The 21,081-nt window shown below is 33.1% G+C and carries 19 protein-coding genes and 1 pseudogene; 12 read left to right on the forward strand and 8 right to left on the reverse strand.

Annotation, left to right across the window (positions count from 1 at the left end; translation table 11 throughout):
• Positions 1 to 112 precede the first annotated feature (112 nt).
• From KHA90_RS00235 to KHA90_RS00250, 4 genes are all read left to right on the forward strand, one after another.
• Complete coding sequence (locus tag KHA90_RS00235) at positions 113 to 1,438, forward strand: hypothetical protein (protein ID WP_213293571.1); 1,326 nt, start codon at positions 113 to 115, stop codon at positions 1,436 to 1,438.
• A 13-nt stretch (positions 1,439 to 1,451) separates the two neighbouring features.
• Entirely contained in the window at positions 1,452 to 1,862 is a 411-nt protein-coding gene (locus tag KHA90_RS00240; protein ID WP_213293573.1) for a Dabb family protein, read from the forward strand.
• Positions 1,863 to 1,891: 29 nt separating this feature from the next.
• Positions 1,892 to 2,383: a cupin domain-containing protein gene (locus tag KHA90_RS00245; protein WP_244860207.1), complete on the forward strand. Its 492-nt coding sequence runs from the start codon at positions 1,892 to 1,894 to the stop codon at positions 2,381 to 2,383.
• 134 nt (positions 2,384 to 2,517) lie between these two features.
• On the forward strand, positions 2,518 to 3,108 hold the full coding sequence (locus KHA90_RS00250) for a 5'-methylthioadenosine/S-adenosylhomocysteine nucleosidase family protein (protein WP_213293575.1): 591 nt from the start codon (positions 2,518 to 2,520) through the stop codon (positions 3,106 to 3,108).
• Between the two features lie 531 nt (positions 3,109 to 3,639).
• Here KHA90_RS00250 and KHA90_RS00255 read toward each other — a convergent pair.
• Together KHA90_RS00255 and KHA90_RS00260 are read right to left on the reverse strand one after the other, a co-directional pair.
• Positions 3,640 to 4,740 (reverse strand): SDR family oxidoreductase, encoded by a 1,101-nt coding sequence (locus KHA90_RS00255; protein ID WP_213293577.1) that lies wholly within the window; start codon positions 4,738 to 4,740, stop codon positions 3,640 to 3,642.
• An 87-nt stretch (positions 4,741 to 4,827) separates the two neighbouring features.
• A complete protein-coding gene (locus tag KHA90_RS00260; protein ID WP_213293579.1) occupies positions 4,828 to 5,406 on the reverse strand; it encodes a Crp/Fnr family transcriptional regulator in 579 nt (192 codons plus the stop codon).
• Between the two features lie 189 nt (positions 5,407 to 5,595).
• Here KHA90_RS00260 and KHA90_RS00265 point away from each other — a divergent pair, with 189 nt between their 5' ends.
• The 7 genes from KHA90_RS00265 (at position 5,596) to KHA90_RS00295 (ending at position 12,832) form a co-directional block, all read left to right on the forward strand.
• The gene (locus KHA90_RS00265; protein WP_213293581.1) at positions 5,596 to 6,474 is read left to right on the forward strand and encodes an AraC family transcriptional regulator; all 879 of its coding nucleotides are present in this window, start codon (positions 5,596 to 5,598) and stop codon (positions 6,472 to 6,474) included.
• Positions 6,475 to 6,543: 69 nt separating this feature from the next.
• Complete coding sequence (locus KHA90_RS00270) at positions 6,544 to 7,695, forward strand: iron-containing alcohol dehydrogenase (RefSeq protein ID WP_213293583.1); 1,152 nt, start codon at positions 6,544 to 6,546, stop codon at positions 7,693 to 7,695.
• A 683-nt stretch (positions 7,696 to 8,378) separates the two neighbouring features.
• Entirely contained in the window at positions 8,379 to 10,301 is a 1,923-nt protein-coding gene (locus tag KHA90_RS00275) for a hypothetical protein (protein WP_213293585.1), read from the forward strand.
• A 157-nt stretch (positions 10,302 to 10,458) separates the two neighbouring features.
• Positions 10,459 to 10,791 (forward strand): DUF4870 domain-containing protein, encoded by a 333-nt coding sequence (locus tag KHA90_RS00280; protein WP_213293587.1) that lies wholly within the window; start codon positions 10,459 to 10,461, stop codon positions 10,789 to 10,791.
• An 89-nt stretch (positions 10,792 to 10,880) separates the two neighbouring features.
• The gene (locus tag KHA90_RS00285) at positions 10,881 to 11,639 is read left to right on the forward strand and encodes a hypothetical protein (protein WP_213293589.1); all 759 of its coding nucleotides are present in this window, start codon (positions 10,881 to 10,883) and stop codon (positions 11,637 to 11,639) included.
• An 85-nt stretch (positions 11,640 to 11,724) separates the two neighbouring features.
• On the forward strand, positions 11,725 to 12,252 hold the full coding sequence (locus KHA90_RS00290) for a hypothetical protein (protein WP_213293591.1): 528 nt from the start codon (positions 11,725 to 11,727) through the stop codon (positions 12,250 to 12,252).
• A gap of 43 nt (positions 12,253 to 12,295) precedes the next feature.
• The gene (locus KHA90_RS00295; RefSeq protein ID WP_213293593.1) at positions 12,296 to 12,832 is read left to right on the forward strand and encodes a hypothetical protein; all 537 of its coding nucleotides are present in this window, start codon (positions 12,296 to 12,298) and stop codon (positions 12,830 to 12,832) included.
• Between the two features lie 516 nt (positions 12,833 to 13,348).
• On the opposite strand, the gene KHA90_RS00300 is transcribed toward KHA90_RS00295, so the two are convergent.
• From KHA90_RS00300 to KHA90_RS00320, 5 genes and pseudogenes are all read right to left on the reverse strand, one after another.
• Positions 13,349 to 14,188, reverse strand: a complete 840-nt coding sequence (locus tag KHA90_RS00300) for a DUF4249 domain-containing protein (RefSeq protein ID WP_213293596.1) — start codon at positions 14,186 to 14,188, stop codon at positions 13,349 to 13,351.
• Between the two features lie 4 nt (positions 14,189 to 14,192).
• Positions 14,193 to 16,807: pseudogene (locus tag KHA90_RS00305) on the reverse strand (TonB-dependent receptor).
• Positions 16,808 to 16,907: 100 nt separating this feature from the next.
• The gene (locus KHA90_RS00310; protein ID WP_213293598.1) at positions 16,908 to 17,750 is read right to left on the reverse strand and encodes a FecR family protein; all 843 of its coding nucleotides are present in this window, start codon (positions 17,748 to 17,750) and stop codon (positions 16,908 to 16,910) included.
• A gap of 11 nt (positions 17,751 to 17,761) precedes the next feature.
• Positions 17,762 to 17,971: a hypothetical protein gene (locus KHA90_RS00315; protein ID WP_213293602.1), complete on the reverse strand. Its 210-nt coding sequence runs from the start codon at positions 17,969 to 17,971 to the stop codon at positions 17,762 to 17,764.
• A 45-nt stretch (positions 17,972 to 18,016) separates the two neighbouring features.
• Positions 18,017 to 18,538, reverse strand: a complete 522-nt coding sequence (locus KHA90_RS00320; RefSeq protein WP_213293604.1) for an RNA polymerase sigma factor — start codon at positions 18,536 to 18,538, stop codon at positions 18,017 to 18,019.
• A gap of 914 nt (positions 18,539 to 19,452) precedes the next feature.
• On the opposite strand from KHA90_RS00320, the gene KHA90_RS00325 reads away from it, so the two are divergent.
• A complete protein-coding gene (locus KHA90_RS00325; protein ID WP_213293606.1) occupies positions 19,453 to 20,007 on the forward strand; it encodes a phage tail protein in 555 nt (184 codons plus the stop codon).
• Positions 20,008 to 20,022: 15 nt separating this feature from the next.
• Here KHA90_RS00325 and KHA90_RS00330 read toward each other — a convergent pair whose 3' ends face one another.
• The gene (locus KHA90_RS00330) at positions 20,023 to 21,033 is read right to left on the reverse strand and encodes an SAM-dependent methyltransferase (RefSeq protein WP_213293608.1); all 1,011 of its coding nucleotides are present in this window, start codon (positions 21,031 to 21,033) and stop codon (positions 20,023 to 20,025) included.
• Positions 21,034 to 21,081 lie beyond the last annotated feature (48 nt).

Genomic DNA, 21,081 nt, shown 5'->3' on the forward strand with positions numbered 1-21,081 from the left:
TCTAATGGCTGTACGTGCCGTTTTGGAGGAAATTTGTAATGTCTTTAAGGCTTGGAACTCAGTCAGGCTTTTAAAAACTTCAATGAATTACAAATAGAAAAAGTTAGTAAAAATGACACTTAAAAAGTTTAAACTTTTATTTCTAATCGGTGTTTTGTGTGTTTTAAAAGGAAATGCACAAACAACAGATTTCAAAAATCCAGCTTTAAAATATTATTTAAATCCTGAAAAAACACGCTTTATCCAGTTTAGCGGTTACATGGAATTTTGGGCAAGATATTCAGAATTAAATCCGGGAAGTCTTGTAAACGATCAGCCAGAAAAAGGCGTTTACGATTTCTCGATTAGAAGAATTCGTGCAAAAATGACAATGCGACCAACTGAAAAACTGACTGTAGTTTTACAAATGGGACCATCAAATGTCAATGTAAATTCAAAATCAAATACCTACATGGATTTACTTGACGCTTACGCGGAATATAAATTCTCAGACTATATTTCGGTTGGTGGAGGACGTTCAACCTGGACGGGTTTATCCCGATTTTCAACCGGACCTTTGGCAACATTATTATATGACATGCCCGCTTTTGCAACAGCAAACGCCGGAAATACTGATGTAACAGTTCGAAAATTAGGGATTTATGTAAAAGGTCAAATAGGGAAATTAGATTATAGAATGACGCTGGCAGATCCTTATACAGATGGCGCAACGACACCAAAATTAAATACTGCCGTTTTTAATACTGATGGCGCACACCAGTTGGTCAGCGGATATTTTAAATACCAATTTCTGGACAAAGAAAGTAATGAAACTCCGTTTAGTCCGGGAACTTATTTAGGAAAAAAACGAGTTTTCAATATCGGGATTGGTGCTGAATATATGGCAGATGCGCTTTGGCACACTACAAATTCAGGAGAAGTTGTTCATGACGCGATGAAAAATATGGCAATTGATGTGTTTTATGATACGCCAATCGACAAGGATAGAGGAACATCATTTAGTGCTTATGCGATTGCTTTAAAAAACGATTACGGTCCTAATTTCATCAGAAACATTGGAACCAATAATCCCGCAACTGGTGTTGATGCGACCGCTGGATCTTTTAACGGAGCAGGAAATGCGTATCCGGTTGTAGGAACAGGAAATACTTATTATGCTCAAATTGGCGGAACACTTCCTTATTTTGACCATGAAAAAAAAGGAATGCAGTTGATGCCGGCAGCTTCTGTACAGTATTCAACCTTCGACAGGCTTGCTGATCCTGTGGTGGTTTATGATGCCGGTGTTACTTTATTATTCAACGGGCATTCTTCTAAAATGACTTTTGATGCACAGCGTCGTCCGGTTTTCGGGAACGTGGCAAGTCTTGAGGAACAGCCATCGGTTACTGCTCACAGAATGACTTATCTTTTAAAATACCGAATCGATTTTAACTAAAAATTCAACACAAATGGAAAGAAGAAAATTTATCGTAAACACAGCAATAGCATCAATTGCGACAGTTGGAATGGCAAAAGCTTTTGCCGCGGAACCACTAAAAAGCACAGAGAAAAAGTTCTACAATCACTATTTATTATTCTGGCTTAAAAAAGATTTAACACCTAAACAAGTAGAAGATTTTGTTCAGTTTTTTAAGGATTTAAGCAAACTTCCGTACTTAAAATCCATTCATTACGGAACTCCGGCAAATTCTTCGCCACGTGCGGTTCTCGACAATAGTTTCAGTTATAATGTGGTCATGACTTTTGAAAGTCTGGAAGATCTTGAAACTTACGGAAAACTGCCGGAACATTTAGCAACAGTAAAAAAATACAGCATTTTTTGGGATAAAATGCAAGTTCATGATTCAGTTTTAATCTAAATATTAATAATTATAATAAATTTACAACAATGAAAAAAGTTTTTCTAATCCTGATGGTAACTTTGGTTGCAGGAATTAATTCGAATTACGCAAAAAACAGCAATGACGACGGTCATAAGAAAAAATCTAAAAAAGTAAAAACTGAAGTAGTGGAACATGACAGCTATATAAAAGCCATTAGGTTAATAAATACCGAAGACGGCGAATGTACGTTTGAGGTGGGAAAAATTCCGAACAAAACGACAATTGATTCAAAAGGTTTTTTTGCTCAGACTCACGTTGATGCCTACGAAAAAGTAGCTCACGCAGCACCAAGAAAACAATATGTGGTTACCTTAAAAGGAAAATTAAGATTCAAAGTGAGCAATGGAGATACTTTTATAATTGAACCGGGCGTAATTTTAATTGCCGAAGACACTAAAGGAAAAGGACATACATGGGATCTTGTAAAAGGCGATAAATGGGAACGTTTGTATATCCCGCTAACAGAAGACGCATCTGATCAGTTTGTGAAAGATTAAGTAAATTATATTGAACCTCTAAAGTCATTTTGATTTTGGAGGTTTTTTTTATGAGAATAAAAGTCATGAGTTAAAAAAATTACGCTCAATACATTTAAATAAGCATCTTTGCATCCTGAAAAATAAATTTCCCGATGATAAAAATTACACCAAAATTATCTTTTCCATTATCCGATGTTTTATTCTCTTTTGCACTTCAGTCTGAAGCAGCGGCAGTTTTTGACGGACATAATGCGCTGATTACCGGAATAGGAAAAGTAAATGCAGCTTATGAATTAACAAAGGCAATTCAGCAAAAACGACCTGCATTAATTGTGAATCTGGGATCAGCGGGAAGCAGTCATTTCCAGAAAGGCGATGTTATTTGCTGTACAAAATTTGTTCAGAGAGATATGGATGTGAGAGGTTTGGGATTTGAATTATATGAAACTCCCCTATCTGATTTACCTGTTATTCTGGAATATGGTTTAGCGATGGATAACCTTAAAACAGGAATCTGCGGAACAGGAGATAATTTTGAAATGGGACACGACGTCAAAATATATGACGTTGTCGATATGGAAGCTTACGCTCTCGCGATGATTGCGATGAAAGAGAATATTCCGTTTTTGTGTTTAAAATATATTTCAGACGGAGCCGATGATAATGCCGCTGATGACTGGATTATTCAGGTTCATAAAGCTGCTGTTGCTTATGGAGGTATTTTGGGTTTGAATACAATGTAGGCGAAAGTATATAAGTAAAATAGATTTACATTGTAGATTGTATACGAGCGAAACAGTCGCGCTTAATGTTATTTAGTTAAGCTTTTAGATAATAAAATTAATCTCGAAAAGGCGCTAAGACGCAAAGTTTAAACACAGTATTGTCATTTCGACGAAGGAGAAATCACATTTGGGATTCGACAAAGGTCACTCTAGCGCAATGTAATTATGTTAAGCTTTTTAGAAAAAAAAATAATCTCGCAAAGGCGCTAAGACGCAAAGTTTAAACACAGTATGGTCAATTTCGACGAAGGAGAAATCTCAGCGAGAAGCTCGACAAAGATTGGATTTGCGTTGCGGAGGTACTTACGGAGATTTCTCCTTCGTCGAAATGACAAACCTTTGCGATTTTGAGAGAGATTTATAAGGCATAAATTACTTTCAGCCTATTTTTATTCAGAAACTTGTACACCGACAATCAAACTCTCTAATAAAAAAACCTCTAAAATCAATTTGACTTTGGAGGTTTAATTTTTAATCTAATTACAAAAATCAATGAATCAATTTCTGATTTCTTAAGTCTGTAAACAAGTCGAAAAATGAATCTTTTGTGCTAGTAAATGCTGTAAATCCCAGTTTTCTGCTTTTAGAAATATCTGTCATAACTTCAAGCGGGCGACTAAGATCAAGATCTGTATGCCAGGCTGATGCTAATTGTTTTAAATCTGACTCTGCTAAGTTTTGATCTTTTGCAATTTTTGTCCAGATGGCTTGTTTCTCGTTTAATCGTGTTTCAAGCGGTTTAATTTCGCCATTATATCCTTCAAAATCAATTCCGAACCATTCTGCTATTTTTGGCCAAAGCCATTTCCAACGGAAAACGTCGCCATTTGTAATATTAAAAGCTTCATTGTGGGCATTTGGCGTAGTTGCGGCCCATATTATTTGGTCGGCTAAAATTTTAGCATCGGTAACATCAGAAATTCCGTTCCATTGTTCAGCAGATCCCGGCCAGATAAACGGAAGCCCTTCTTGCTTGCAAATACTGGCATAAACGGCTAAAGTACTTCCCATATTCATGGCTTTTCCTACCGCATTTCCTATCAAAGTATGAGGTCTATGAATATTCCAGGTAAATCCGTCTCTTGAAGCGGCGTTGTAAACTTCATCTTCCTGCGCATAATAAAAATTAGGCAAATCTAATCTTGGCATTTCTTCTCTAAGCGGAGTTTCAGGCAACGTTCCTGCTTTGGCGTAAGCATCAAATGGTCCCAAATAGTGCTTTAAACCTGTCACTAATGAAACATGTTTTATTGATTTTTTAGGCGATAGAACATCCAATAAATTTCGAATCATCGCACTATTTACCCTAATATTTTCTTCTTCGGTGTCGTTTCGCATCCAGGTTGTGAAAAAAACATGAGTTGGCGCAACATCATTTAATGCGGTAGTCAAAGAATCTGTGTTCAATAAATCCGCAGCAATGGAATTTAATCCTTCGATATTGTTTTTTGGGTTTCTTGAAAGTCCAAAAACTTTCCATCCTTGTTCAATTAATTTTGTGGCGAGATTGCTTCCGGCAATTCCGGTTGCGCCTACAACTAAGGCGGTATTTCCTTGTGTAGAAAGTGTTGTTATTTTGTCAGCATCCATAATATGATTATTTTTTACAAAATTACTTCTAAAACAAGCTTCAAAAAGATGATCTAAAACAAGAAATTCGATTGATCTATATCAAGTTTATTCTAATAATAAGTTCTTTTTAAGCCTGCTAAGGGTTTCCGGCGAAAGTCCAAGATAGGAAGCTAAAAGATTCTGCGGAACCCGTTTGATCAAATCCGGATTGTTTTCTGCAATATGTCGGTATTTTTCTTCTGCATTATGTGTGTGAGAACTTATCAATCTTCTTTCTTTAGTAATTAAACTATTCTGAAAAAGAATCCTGAAATACCTGTCCATAACCGGAACCTGCAAGGTTAAATTGTCAAAATCTTCAACTGTAATGGTCAGAATATCCGAATCTTCGATTGCGTTAATGCTGTAAAAAGAAATTTCTCCGCTAAAAAAGCTGTTCATGTCTGATGTCCACCAGCCTTCGGGTGTAAACTGGTTGATGTGTTCATTTCCTTTTTCATCGACATTATAGGATTTTAAAAGCCCTTTTGATACAAATGTGAGGTATTTACAAACGTAACCTTCAATAACTAAAAATTGTTTTTTCTTTAATTTCTGAGGTTTGAAAAAAGTTTTAATCAGTTCCTTTTCTTCTAAGGATAACGTAACTTTTTCTTCCAGATGTTTTAAAATAATATTGTACATATCAGGTTTTATTGATGAAGCTGAACAAAGATAAGGTATTTATTTTTCAGGATTTTTTGATTTTTATGGATTAGGAATGTTTTTGTTCGTACAACTTTCAATTAAAACAGACAAGCACTTCGATAAAGATAAACTTGTCAATTTTGACTAAATTTGCAGGCGCAATAGTTTTCATTAGAAATTTACAAAATGAATATAAAAAGGTTAGAAATTAAAAAAAACATTCAAAAACCGGAAGATAAAAATTTATCATTTCGCGTTTTTGATTTAAATACCGTAAATATTCAGGATTATTTACAACCGCATAAAAACGATCATTTTTGCATTATAATTGTTGAAGCAGGAAAAATAAATGTTCAGATCGAAGAGAAAATTCATTATCTGAAAGCAGGAAAAATTTCTATTATTTTTCCTGACCAAGTTCATTCTTTATCTGATTTAAGTGAGGATTTAAAAGGCAAAATTATTTTATTTGAAGAAGTTTTGTTTTGTTCTGATATTCTTAAAAATGAATTGAGTGCTTATAATGTAAATCTTTCGGCAAATTTAAATTCCACGATGCTTTTAAATCCGGAATTTACAGAGGCTCTTTTTCTGATTCAGAATATCCAGAATATTTATAACAATCCAAGTCTTGTCAAAAAGGAACAGGCACGTTTTTATATCAAAGTCTTTTTACTGGGACTTATTGAATCTATTCACGGTCAGCATCCTGTATTATTACAAAAGGCAAATCAGCATGTTTATATTGGTTTTAAAAAACTATTAAACGAGCAATATAAAAGCGAACGTACTGTTCAATATTACGCTTCCGAACTTATGGTTACGCCAAAAAAACTGAATGAAATTACAAAAAAACATTGCGGAGAAACGGCTATTAATGCGATTCATAACAGAATCCTGACCGAAATCAAAAGGCAATTAATGTTTTCTGATCTTTCTCATAAAGAAATTGCGTTTGATCTGGGTTTTAGTTCTCCATCGGCATTAAATAAATTTGTGAAGGCTAAATTAAAAGAAACTCCAACGGAACTTCAGCAAGAGCTGGCGCAAATTTATACCGCGTAGTCTTGTTTGTATAACATCGCCGCTCCCACTCGCCTATATCTTTGCCTCAATAATTAATACTAATTAAAGATGAGCAAATTATTTGTTGCAGGTGAGGTTTTCCATGGTCCGGGAAGTCTTGAAGAATTGAAAAATATTAAAGGAAAAAAAGCTTTTATTGTTACTGGTGGAAGTTCAATGAAAAAAAGCGGAACGTTAGATAAAGCAATAGCGTATTTGAATGAAGCTGGTATAGAAACTACTGTATTTGATGGTGTTGAGGAAGATCCGTCATCTGCTACAAGTTTTAAAGGTGCTGAAGCTATGCGAGCATTTCAGCCTGACTGGATTGTTGGTTTAGGTGGATGTTCAGCAATTGATGCTGCAAAAACAATGTGGATTTTCTATGAATATCCGGATACTGATTTTGATTCATTAATCAAACCTTTCAATGTTCCTGTATTGAGAAACAAAGCTAAGTTTATAGCAATTCCTTCTACAAGCGGAACCGGAACTGAAACTACTGGTCTTGCAGTAATTACAGATCGTGAAAAAGGGGTTAAATATCCTATCGTATCTTATGAATTAACGCCTGATGTTGCTATTATTGATGGTGAAATCTGTGCTTCAATGCCGGCTCACGTCACTTCAAATACAGGATTAGATGCTTTAACGCATTGTGTTGAAGCTTACGTTTCTAACATTGATGATAATTTTGCTGATGTTCTGGCAAAAGGTGGATTGGCTATTGTTTTTGACAATTTGAAAGAAGCGGTTAAAAATCCATCGAATATTACAGCGCGTCAAAATATGCACGATGCTTCGTTTATGGGAGGTTTGGCTTTTAATAATGCGTGGTTGGGAATTGTACATTCACTTTCTCACCAGGTTGGTGCTTTGTTTGGCGTTCCTCACGGATGTGCCAATGCCATTTTCCTGCCTAACGTGATTCGTTACAACTCTAAAGTAAGTACTCGTTTTCCTGATCTTGCAAAAGTTATTGGTAAAGAAACTACCGAAGAATTAGCTCAGGCAATTGAAGCTCTACGTCTTGACGTTAACAATATTGGTTCTATTAAGGAATTTGGTGTTTCGCAGGAAGACTGGGATGCAAAACTGGATTATATGGCTACTAATGCTTTGGCGGATCCATGTACTGGTTTTAATCCTAGAAAACCAACTATTGACGAATTAAAAGCTATTTATCAGGCTTGTTATAATGGTGAAGTGGTGAATTTTTAAGTTTAAAATTCATACACTAATTTTAAAATGGACAGTTATATTTTTAGCTGTCCATTTTTTTGTTGTGTTTTTTTGCGTGTTTTTTTAAACACATAGTTCCAATAGCTATCGGAACATAGATTTTTGGATTCTTAAAAAGGGTATTTTTTTGATTATGCCAATCAAGATTTAAAAGCCGAAATTTGTGCCGTTAGGCACTAAATATTGGTAGTTAATAGGAATCCAAATGAATCTAATGTGCCGTAGGTACTTAACAATTATCATTATGTTGCGTACTTACGGCACGCCAACGTATTGCTAATCTATATTATCTATCAATATTTAGTACCTAGCGGCACATTTCAACTCTTGGTTCGCAACATTTAACTCCTAAAGGAGTATATCTTGTAGAGAATACGTCTCACTTTTTTTATTACGCATAACTTTATATGTGAAAGAAACATGTTTCTTTTTTGTTTTCTTCATTTTGCACATAAATCTATGTTCCGATAACTATCGGAACTATGTGTTAAAATATTTTTTTAGTTATATAAAAAAGCATTTCTTATTCTGAAAAACAAGTACATCTACAACTAATTTTATTACGTTTTTTATACTACTATTATATATCTTTGGTTTAGAAATCTTTAAACTTTATTACAATTAAAGATTAAACCAAAATTCTATACAAACCAACCGTTACAATGATTACATCAGGAATTAAATTGTCTAAAACTCTTTTTATAACATTGCTTTCTTTTTTTATAATAAGTACTTCTTACGGACAAAAAACCAAGAATGAGTTACTGAAATTAATTGGGCAGAAAGACTTATCCATAGAAAAAAAATGCGATTATTTACGTGAACTTAGCTCTTGTTATAAAAAAACAGATACCATAAAAGCGTATAACTATGCTAATCAGGCATTAAAGCTAGCGCGTGAAGAAAAAGACATAAAGAGTCAGGCTATTGCATATGAAGCCCTTTCAGACATTGCCCGATTTCTTGATAATGTATCGCTACAAATAAAATTTGCCGATTCCAGTTATACTTTAGCCACAGCATCCAAAGATTTAAAAGCAATATCATATGCCAATTATGCCATTGCTTACAAAAATGAATTTATTGGAAATAAGGAAAAATACATTGACTACATGCTCAGGTCACTTTCTTATTTTGAAAAAAATAAAATGCGATATGACAAACTGGTGAATGGATATGAGAATCTGGGCGCGTATTTTATAGATCATAACGATCTTATTCTTTCTGAAAAATACAATAAAAAGGCTTTGGATTTAGCTTACGAAAGTAAAAATCAGGTTAATATCGCCAATGGTTTAACGAGCTGGGCACTTTTATTGGTACGAAAAGCAGAACAAAAAAACCCTGCAGATCTCCATTTACTTCAAACTGCAGAAAACGATTATCTGAAAGCGATTGAAATATTCGAAAATGAAAAAAGAAAGGGAAATATTATTGGTTCTTACGGCAGAACCTGCTTAAATCTAACCAGTCTTTATTTGTATCACTTTTTTGAAACCGAGCCCGAAAAAACTTTAGCACATTTACAAAAAACAGAAGCCGTTTGCCTCGAATTAAATGAACCAATGCAGCTTATGGTTTTGTATGGCCAGCAAGCACAATATTATACGAACTTGAATGATATACCAAACGTTGAAAAGGTATTGAAAAAAGTGGCAGATATTATTGCTGAATACCCAAAAATAAACCCACGGTATTTTGCCTTGCTTTATAAAAATTATATGGATTTGGCAGACATAAAAAATGATTTTGCTTCGTATAAAAAATACTTCAATCTGTATGATAAAGCGATTGCAGTTATGATGGAAAAGGAAAACAGAGCTAGAGAATACAATGCTTCGGTACGTTTTGAAACAGAAAAAAAATCGCAGCAAATTAAATTATTGACGGACAATTTAGAATACCGAAAGAAAATCAATTACTTGTATATAGCGCTTTTGGTTTTTGTGTTTTTTACATTGGCTTTTATGCTGCGTTCGTATCATTTTAGACAAAGATCCTATATCAAAACCAATTTATTACTTCAAAAAGCAAACGAAGAAGTGACTCTTTTAGCCAAACTTAAGGAGGAAGAAGCGATGATTGCTATTCTGGAATCTGAATTGACAGAGAAGGAACTTCAAATTGCGATTCAGGAAAAAATATTGACGGAACAGCAAAAAAATAAGCTGCAGCAGGAATTAATGACAAATAACCTTCAATTAGAAAAAAAGAATGAAGTTCTAAAAGACATTCAGAATAAATTGTCGGTCATGAAATCTGAAAAGTCTACGGATATAAAAACAATCTCAAAAACCATTGACAAAAGCATGGAAGTCGATGACGAATTTGAGTTATTAAAAAGCAGTCTGGAGAATACAAATCCTGTGTTTTTTTCGACTTTACAGGAAAAGGCTTCGGGAACTTTGACCAAGCTGGATTTTAAATATTGCGGCTATATAAAGTTAGGAATGAGTACGAAGGAAATCGCCAATCACATGAATATTGAAACTCAAAGTATGCGAATGGCACGTTACAGAATTAAACAAAAACTAAATCTGGACCGAGAAACTGATTTGGATTCGTATATCATGTCGGTTCAGTAAAATCAATACTTCGCGCGTTTTTCTGCTTCAAATTTACTGATCTTGTAGATACAAAATAGATGCCTAAATGATCGCTGTAGATGGTAAGTAGATACAGAATTTATGTTTTTTGAATATTTGATGTGTAGTTTTGAATTGAATTTTAAATCTACAAATCATGAACAAAAAGACGCTTTCAATTATTTCTTACATTACCATTATTGGATGGGTAATCGCTTATGTAAATTACAATAAACTTACAGTTAAAGATTCTCTTACGAGATTTCACCTGAAACAAGGTTTAGGAATCGCAATACTTGGAATTGTAATTTCTGTTGCATTGACGATAATTGCAGTTGTTGTACCAACTTTAGCAAGTATTTTAAGTCTGGTAAATATTGTAGTTTTAGTATTATGGGTTATGGGAATAATTAATGCTAATAATGAGCAGGAAATTCCTGTTCCTATTGTAGGTAAATTATTTACTGACAAATTTGATTTTATCAAATAATTATAAAAATTTAGCCAGTATAAAGACGCATGTTTTTGTGCTGGTTTCTTTTTTAGGGAATGAAATGTAAAAAACAAAAATTCAGCAAAATGAAAAAATTTCAACTATTACTGTTATTAATCTATATTCCTAATTTAATATACAGCCAGATTATCGACAACAATATTCATGGATACTATAAATCTAAATCAGATTCAAGCATTTATTCGTTTTTTGAGTTTGATGGAAATGGTAAAGTAAATATCGTCGGAATGGGGACCGGCGATTACTTTACCAAAGGCGATTCGCTGATTGTATATCCGGATAAAAGCATTTTTAAATTTAAAATAAAAGGCAATACTTTAATTGGCGCTTCGAGCTGGGTTGAAAAACAAACCTGGATTAAAAAAGATACGGTTGTTGCCAATAACCGAAAGGACGCTGCTGCCTCTAAGAAAAAAGCGGAACTACTGCACGAATATTACAAGATATCGCAAACAAAATCGTCACTTGATTTTGCGCTGAATGAGAAAACGTTAAAAGCTCAGGAAGAAAAAATGAGCCAGCTATGTAATCAGGGACTCAGCAAAGCTTGTCTGGATTATTTTGGGATGATGCTTATTGCAGATCAGGGTTTGGGTGCGCTATTGAGCAATCAAAAAAATGATAAACCCATAACTGTTAATCCAGAAATTATTAAACTTGGCAATAAAATTATTGCGCAGGGTGAACCTGAAGGTTATACTGTTTTAGGCGCTTATTATTTCTATTTGGGTCAAAAGGAAAAAGCGGTGGAACAATGGAATATTGGGGCAGATAAAGGAAGTCAGAAATCTGCAATGGCTTTACTGCAGGTTGAAATGGAATAAATTATTAAATTTAAACCTCCTTTTTATCTTCTAAATTCTAGCAAAAAATAAACTAAAACGTTTAAAACTAACTATTAAACTTATCATGAATCAATTAATTATTCTTACTACTCTTTTTTTAAGCAGCTTTTTTTCTTCTACAGAAATTAAAACTTCTGGCGAAATAAAATTATCTATAGAAATTTCTGAAAATCAGTTTAAAAAAGAGGATTTTAATGATGGCGAAGCAGCAAAAAAGTGGCTGTTAAAAGCTATTGATCAGTTTTTTAAGGAAACTGTTGAAATGGAGAATATTACAACGAAAGCATACAATGAATATAAAATGGATGCGATGAATATCGATATGGACGGCGGAATGACTTTACCTGCGTTTGAAAAAAAATGGAAAAGTAAATTTAATACGAAACGTGCTGGTTATGAAGGTTTTTTAATTTCGGCACAGGATTGGAACAAGATTAGCGTTACGAGTTGTTTGCTTATGAATACGACAAAGGATAATGGTTTTCTTTTTAGAGTTGTTCTTAAAGATGTTGTGTCTAAAGAAATTTTTAAACGAGATATCAAAATAATTCCTTCAGGAAAATCTTTTTTAATTGCAGATGTTCTGGAATAACTGTAAATTAGAATATATACTAAATAACTACAAAAATTTTAAAATGACTTCGAAAATAAAACTCTTATCTCTACTATTACTTTCCATATTCATGCAATCCTGCCAAAATACTCCTGAAGAATATTTTGACAGAACTGCTTTGAACACAAATACTTTAACGGAATTTGGCGGAAAGGATTTCAGAACAATGGAACAGAATAAAAAAGGAAATCAGCTTTTGGCTTTTGATGACAAAAGTACATTTCCTGCAAAATCTTATGAAGATCATATTCTACGATTTAAAATTCCGTACATCGATCAGATTATTGGAAAAATAAAGGACTTAAAACCTACGGAAGAAACTACGCCTTTAATCAATGCTTCATTAGATTTATTTGAATTTGTAAAAGGTAAATACAAAACCGATTACATCAAAATTGCCAAACTAATGGAAAGTAATGCGCCTCAGGAAGAAATTGACAATGCAATTGCTGAAATGGAAAAAACATCGTTTCCTGAGTTTGATGCCAAGTATAAAAAAGTATGGGATCTTGCTATGCCTTATGCAAAAGAACACGGAATTCAGGTAAGTACTTATTAAAATAATCAGGCTTATATATACTGGGTGATTTTTACCGCAAAGGGCACAAAGTTTTTTTATAGTAGAGTGTGTTGACAAACACAAAGTTCACAAAGCTATGTATTGACCTAGCTTTGTGAACTTTGTGTTTTTGTAGATTCTTGCTTAGTAAAAAAACTTTGCGTGCTCTGTGGTATATTTTTTTTCCGAACTTTTGGTTATATATACTGGGTGATTTTTACCGCAAAGGGCACAAATTTTTTTTATAGTAGAGTGTGTTGAAAAACACAAAGTTCACAAATCTTTGTGTTTATTTAGCTTTGTGAACTTTGTGTTTTTTTAGATTCTGCTTGGTAAGAAATTTTTGCGTGCTCTGTGGTAATTTTTTTTCTCTCTCCATAGGGTTTTGGGATTGATCTAAAATACAATCGTCTTTCATAACGAAAGAGGATTTTTTTATTTCTTAAACAAAAAAAAAATACACCTGACATAAATGATATGCCAGATGTATTTACAAATCAACCTTCAATTAAATTTTTATTTTACTGTGTATAAAATATGGTTTGTTTCACAAAGTCTAAAATAGCCTAGTGCAAAATTATTAGTATCCGTTGTATTTAAAATGTTACCTCTAATATTTCCCGGTACTGAACCAAATGGGTTCGAACTTGCAGCTTCTAAAATTAAATTCATGTAATTATAAAAGTTCTTAGAAATACCACGATGTGTTATTTCCATAATTTTTCCCGGTTTTAAATCAGTACCTCCAAACTTTTCATTTATTTCATTCCCATTAACAAATTCATCACTTGATACTGTATATTCCGGATAAGCCAGGTAATCTATTTTATAATCTGTCAGATAATAATTGACCTGATCAGCCGGGTCTTTATAATAAAATGATACTACAATAAAATCAGGTCCTGTTATATCAGGCATTAATTCCTGCTCTACTTTGTCAATTGGCGATACAGAAACTAATTTTTCAGTAGCCGTTAAACTTTGTCCATCGACTTGTACAAACAATTTATATTCCATGTTAATTGCAGGAACAAAATTAGTACAAACATATAAACCCGGCTCAGATTCATTGAATGTAAAAATATCTCCATTACTATTTTCGACTCTTACCTGTGCTCCGGAAACCTTTGGTACTTCGGGATTATAATAAGGAGCCATTCTGGTTATTTTTATTGATTGTTCGCTTCCGCTTGTTCCTTTTTCCCAAATTATCTCGGCATCGATCACTATTTTAGGATCTCCGGTTTCTAAATCAAGTTCAACAATGTTGGAACAGGACGAAAAAAGTAAAACAAAAAGAAGACTAAATAAAGTAAATCCTTTACTTTTAAAATTATATTTTTTTAATCTTAGCATACTATTAAAATTTAAAATTATAAGAAACACCAGGTACTAATCCGTAAATAGACAATTGGCTGGACTCATTCGCTCCTGTATCATCATTTTGTGAAAACGTCATCGATGCAGCATTTTGCCTGTTATAAAGATTATAAATACTAAATACCCAATAACTTTGCCATCCTTTCTTTTTATCCGGTTTAGGCGTATAAGTTGCACCAATATCTAAATGGTGATATGCAGGAAGTCTGTTTCGTTTCTTAACGTATAATTAGGTATGTTTCTGCCTGCAAATTCATAATAACCATTAGGATACGTTACAGGCTGACCAGATTGTAAGGAGAAATTAGCATTGAAAGACCATTTAGGACTGAATTCATAATTTGTGGTAATATTAAGATTATGCAATTTATCATAACCTGATAAATACCATTCACCATTGGCGATACCGGGCTCTTCGGCTGTTCTTCCCGGCGTTTTTTGTTCTGCTTTTGACAAGGTGTAAGAAACCCATCCTGTAAAACGACCTGTATTTTTTCTGAATAATAATTCCATACCATATGATCTGGCTTTTCCGGTCAGGATATCCTGTTCAATATTATTGTTACCCAATAAATTTGCTCCATCAATGTAATCAATCCTGTTTTTGATATTTTTATAAAATAATTCACTTTCAAAAGAGTATTCACTTTCCTTAATATTTTTGAAATATCCTACTGCATATTGATCCAGCATTTGTGGTTTTGTAAAAGGTCCGCTTGGTGTCCAGATTGTCATGGGCAAAGGAGCACGGGTATTGGACAACATATGAATATATTGCGCCATTCTGTTATAGCTCGCTTTTACCGAAGTTTCATCATTAAAAGCATATGATAATGCCAATCGTGGTTCAAGGTTATCAAATTTGCTGATGGTTTTTCCTTTTCCGTAATACTTACTTCCGGTTGGCGTTGCTTCTTCATAAATATTATAGAGAGGATTGTAAACTACGGATTCTCCATTTTCGTAAGTACTGATAGCTTCGTTGCCTAAACGAAAAAACGTACTGTAACGAAGTCCATAACGGAGATTCAACTTTTCAGTAACGTTATGTTCAACATCTAGATAAGCAGACGTTTCTAAAGCATATTTTTTGTCTAATTGATTGTAATTATATGCTGAATCAGTACCATAAGGTTTTACAGTTCCCGGATTAAAATCATAATATAAACCATCAATACCGTAGTTTAGTTTAAAATTATCTGATATAGTATGATTCCAGTTGTATTTAAGTCCGTAGTTGGTAATTTTACTATTCCATTCCAATTTTTGAAATGGTATTTGCAGATTAAATTTATAATCACTGTAAAAAATAGAAAGATTTGTGTTTAAATTGTCCGAAAATTTATGTTTCCAGCTAAACGTTCCCATATTATTACCGTAGGTAGTGTTGAAAAAATTGTTAATATCAAATAAATCATTTCCCATATATCCGGAAAAAGCAATTGTATTATTGGCTCCCAAACGATAATTAAACTTGGCATTAATATCATAAAACATTACGGAACTCTTAATATCTGTCAGTTTTAAAAATAAATGAGCGTATGATGCGCGTCCTGCAATAATAAATGAACCAACATCTTTTTTTATAGGACCTTGTACCATAAGCCGGCTTGAAATAAGACCAATTCCTCCACTTACTTTGTAATCGGTTAAATCTCCTGTTTGCTGGCTTACATCAAGAACAGAAGAAACACGTCCGCCAAATTTGGACGGAATCCCTCCTTTATACAAATCTAATCCACTAACAATATCTGCATTAAAAATAGAGAAAAATCCAAACATATGTGAGTCGCCATAAACGGGAGCACCATCTAAAAGAATCAAATTCTGGTCAGCAGCTCCTCCACGAACATTAAATCCTGACGAAGCTTCACCGGCGTTTGTAACTCCGGGCAAAGTCAATAATGATTTTAAAGGATCCGGTTCCCCCATAGCGGTTGGCAATCTTTTAATTTCTGCCATTGAAAGCTTACTCACACTCATTTGAGTATTTTTGATATCTACGGCTTTTGTTCCTGTAACAATTACCTGATCGAGTTCCTGACTGTCATCCTCCATATTAAAATCAATCCTTACATCATCTGAAACTGTAATTTGCTTTTCTTTATTTCTAAAACCAACATAACTAATCACAACAGTATAAGTTCCTTTTTCTACCTCAACATCAAACATTCCGTTTCTATCGGTTGTTGCTCCGTTTCCAGTTTCCTTAATGTAAATATTCGCACCAATAATAGCTTGTTTATTTATATCGAGAACTTTTCCGGTCAGCTTGTTTTTTTTTTTAGTTGTTACTTTTGCAGCTTTTTGTTTGACAAAAATATTGTTACCTACAATCGAAAACTGAATTGATGATGTCTTATTAAGTTCATTAATAAGTTCGTTTATTTCGGTATTTTTATACGTCTTTTTTTGTGTAAAATATTTTTGGCTTGTATTAATCTGATCCGTAAAGGCAAACTTAAAATCGGTTTGATTTTCAATTTCTTTAAAGAATTCTTTTAATGTTACGGTTTGATCAACGTTTACTGTAACGTTTTGGGAGAATACACACAAACTGAATAAAAAAAAGCATGCTGAAATTATATGCTTCATGAAATTTTGTATTTTTGAATATTATTAAATGAGATAGTTTTATACTATCCTGAATATGAGGAGGATGTTTAGTTTCGCGGCTAGTGCATCCTTTTCTTTTCTATCGAAAAGTAATCTGTTTTAAATTTTCATTTACTTCAAAGTTTAGGTTATACATTTCTGATATTAATTGGACAATAGTATTTAAATCTTCTTTTTTATTGATTCTGATTGTAATTCTCTGATTATTATATTCTTGCGGGATTATTACATTATATCCGTAATTGGTCTCGATGTAATTGCTGATCGTGATTAGTTTTTCATTATCAAAATCTATAAATCGTTTAAATTCAGCTACTAATACGATGTTGTTTCCGTAGGTAAATTTTTCGCCGGGTTTCAAAATCCATTTTTCATCCTGATTTTTCACATTCATCTGAACGCTTCCTTCATAAAGTTCTACTGAAACTTCTTTTTGATTCGTTTCTTTAACTGTAAATGAAGTTCCTAAAACTGTGGTGGTCGTTTCGTTACAAAATACCTGAAATGGATGCTTTTTATCTTTCGTCACTTTAAAATAAGCTTCACCCGTAACTTCAATCTTTCTGTTAACGGCGAAATTATTTCCATAAACAATTTTAGAATTCGGACTCAATTCTATTCTTGAATTATCGGGCAAGATTACAGTTTTGATTATTGAAGTGGTATTTTCAATTACATTTTCGGCAACAATAATGTTTGTATTTACAGGATCGTTATTAAAATAAATTCCCGTTCCTGCAACAATAAAAAGCAAAACGGCCGCCGCAGCTGCATAACGCCACGGTTTAAATTTCTTTTTATTTGAAGCGAATGCTTTCGACTGGAATTGCTCCCAGGAAACTTCTTTTTCTTGATCAGAATGTGAAATGGGGGTTTCGTCCCATAGTTTTTTCAATTCTTCTTCTAATTTATTTTCATCCATTTTTTGGAGCGTTAAATTTTTTGGCAATAAAATCCCTGCTTAGTAAAAACACCATAAACCATTTCTTTAATTTCTCTGTTGGTTTCGATTCTTAGAATATTCTCATTATTTTCGAAATCAAATTTCATGATACAATCAGAAATGATGAATTTGAGAAGCATAACAATAAAGCTTGCATCTTCTGTGGATTTAACATCTGTTTTATAAGTCTCAATGTGCATTTTATGTTCTGTTTATATCTATAACAAACGAGAACACAAAAGTTCCTAATGGTCTTCGACTTTTTTTCGAATAAATTTACTGGCGAGATAAATATGATTGGCAATTGTTTTTTCAGAAAGGTCTGTAATTGCTGCAATCTCCTTATAACTAAGGTTTTCCAGTTTATGAAGTGTAAATATTTTTTGTTGCTGTTCCGGAAGCTGATTGATGAAAGAATATAATTTTTCTTTTCTTTCTTCAAAAATTTCGGTTTCTGTGTCCTCATGTTCCATTTTTTCGAACTTTGGATCAAGCTGAATTATTTTATTTTCTCTGTTAAGATGATTGAGAATGATATTCTTGCAAATGGTAAAGAGTTGTTTATCGAATAAAACCTCTTCATTAAGTAATTCTCTTTTATTATAAAGTCTTAAAAAAGTCTCCTGAACAAAGTCTTGAGGGGTGAGTACGGTAAAATCGAATCGTCTGGCAATGTTTATCAGTTTATCATAGTAATTGAGATACGCTTCCCTGAAAGTAGCCTCATTACCTTTTTTTAAACTTACTATAAACTTTTTGTTGTCCATAACTTAAATACGATCCCTAATCTAAACTCAATGTGCAAAATAATATTGCATCCTAAACAAGACAGCTAAGACTTTGTTCTGATTTTAAAATGAAACTTCCGGACGTAAAGAACAGGAATTTTATTCTAAAAAATATTGAATCTAAAAAACATAATATTAACCATCGATGATTGTAGAGTTAGTAGCCTTTATTGGTAAAAGGTTACACTACTCTCCTATTTTATTATTCTTTTTTATGAGAAATTGTGAATGGAAATCCTTATTTGATTAGTTATTAAGATTTTATAAAAGACACCACTTCTATATATTTTATAGAATGATAATTTTGCTGCTCTTTATAAAAAATAAGAATAAACTTAAATAATCCTCGCTTACTGATCATTATGTCGTATTTTATTTATATTTTTATAAGACAAACAGACAAAACTTACAACCCGGTAAGTTTCAATACGATATTTCATAATTAAGTTTCAATACAGGTTCTCTATTTTGATTGAATGAATAATGGATTATGAAAATGATCGGTCAAAATTTCTCTTACAATAAAAAAGGGTTTTCATGACATGAAAAACCGGCTTTATAGCATCTTTTACTTTTTACGCGCCATAGATATCTAATTTTAAATCGGATTAAAAAAACGGAATAACGGAAGGGATTAACTTTTAAGAACTGCATTCATTTGACAGATGCAATTGCTGCTAATTTTCAATTTCTAATATTCTAAAATTTTCTCGTACTAATTTTATATTTCAGGATTAAAATTTATTATAATTATTACAAAATCAGGTAAAAACCCTTGCTTCTGAGACACTTATAAAAAGTAATTTAGCAATATTCAATAAACCATCATACCCTATTAATTAGGTCATCTATTAAACTAAATCTAATCATTAACTATTTAACACTTTTAAACTATGGAAGAATTCATTGGAGTTGTAAAACTTTTTGCGGGAAATTTTGCACCTAGAGGCTGGGCTTTATGCAACGGACAATTATTATCTATTGCACAATACAATGCTGTTTATGCTATCTTAGGTACGACCTACGGAGGTAACGGTACTACAACATTTGCATTACCTAATCTTCAGGGTGCTACAGCAATTGGATCTGGAAATGGTGGTGGATCAAACTACGTTCTTGGACAAACTGCCGGTACACCAAATGTTTCTATTTTAACAAGCAACTTGCCTGCACACGTTCACGCAGGACCAGGTAAAATATCTGTAAGTGCATCAAATGCAACAGACTCAACACCTGTAGCCGGTGCATCGTTAGCAGTACCGGGATCCGTTGTATCCAGAACTTTTACTCCTACATTAGGATTTGCAACTGCAACTCCAAGTGTAGATTTACTGACTAATGTTACAACTGGTATTACGGGTTCTAATATTCCAATTTCTGTAATGCAACCTTATGTAGCATTGACTTACATTATTTGCTTAGAAGGTATTTTTCCATCAAGAAATTAATAGGGTTAATTACAATTAATTTTTTAGGTTGTAGGACCATTTTGGTATTTCGCTAAAATCGTACATCAGCTGAATTCCTGAATAATCATTAATACTGTACAGAGATACAACGCAATATGGGTTTGTTATATACGACTCAGCAGTTTTTAACTCAATATTGTTAAAGATCTTAATTTTAGTAAAAATGCAAATATCAGGATGATTTTCAAAGTTTGCCGGCAGGTCATAAAATTTACTTTCAATTTTTGAATTGTGAATTATACTGCTAAAAAGTTCTTTGTTTATTGTAAATAATCTATCAACAAATACATGGTGAGGATAGGGCTGCATTTGTTTGTGGCCCTTTACCTCTTGTTTGGCGTTTTTAAGTGCTGGCTCATGATCAAAAAAAGTATAGGCAAGATCAATTGTTATTTCTTCAGGAATTAAAATTCCATGAGGAGGCAATTGTGAAACAATATTTTGTGTAATGGCAACTTGCGGTTCACTGGTCAATGCGTAATGCATGGTCTCAGAAATTGCCAGATCAATTGTAAAATCATTTGGTTTAGTGTACGTTGTCGCATCGGTTTCAATTAATTGTAATTGGTATTCATCAAGACCTGTGACAGATAAAAGATTGCGCACAGAGGCTATTGAAGCGGCATTAATATCTAATAATAAAGCGTTAATTCTGCTTTTATCAAATAAAGGAAGTAAAGGCAGAATTAAGGTTGCATAAGGCCCACAGCCTGCATATAGTATATTAACGCTTCTTTCAGGAAAATGATTACACAGTTGGGTTAAAGCTTTATAAATACCTTTTATAAAAAAAACCGTGCGCAGATAATCATCGACACAATCTGCCGCACCGGAACTTGACAATGCAATGCCGCCTTTCACAAGTGTTTCATTGCTGACAGAATGTTCTACCGAAGAAATTTTACTGTAGAAATCTGACAGTTCCTTAGCACTTTTTACATGTTCATCAACAGTATTTGACGCAATGATAGATTGAACAATAACCGTTAACTCTTGTTTATACATGATATTCAACTTTAATTAAAAGATTGGAGTTTGAAAATAAACTGAAAA

Source organism: Flavobacterium psychroterrae, from assembly GCF_018380615.1.
Classification (GTDB): Bacteria; Bacteroidota; Bacteroidia; order Flavobacteriales; family Flavobacteriaceae; genus Flavobacterium; species Flavobacterium psychroterrae.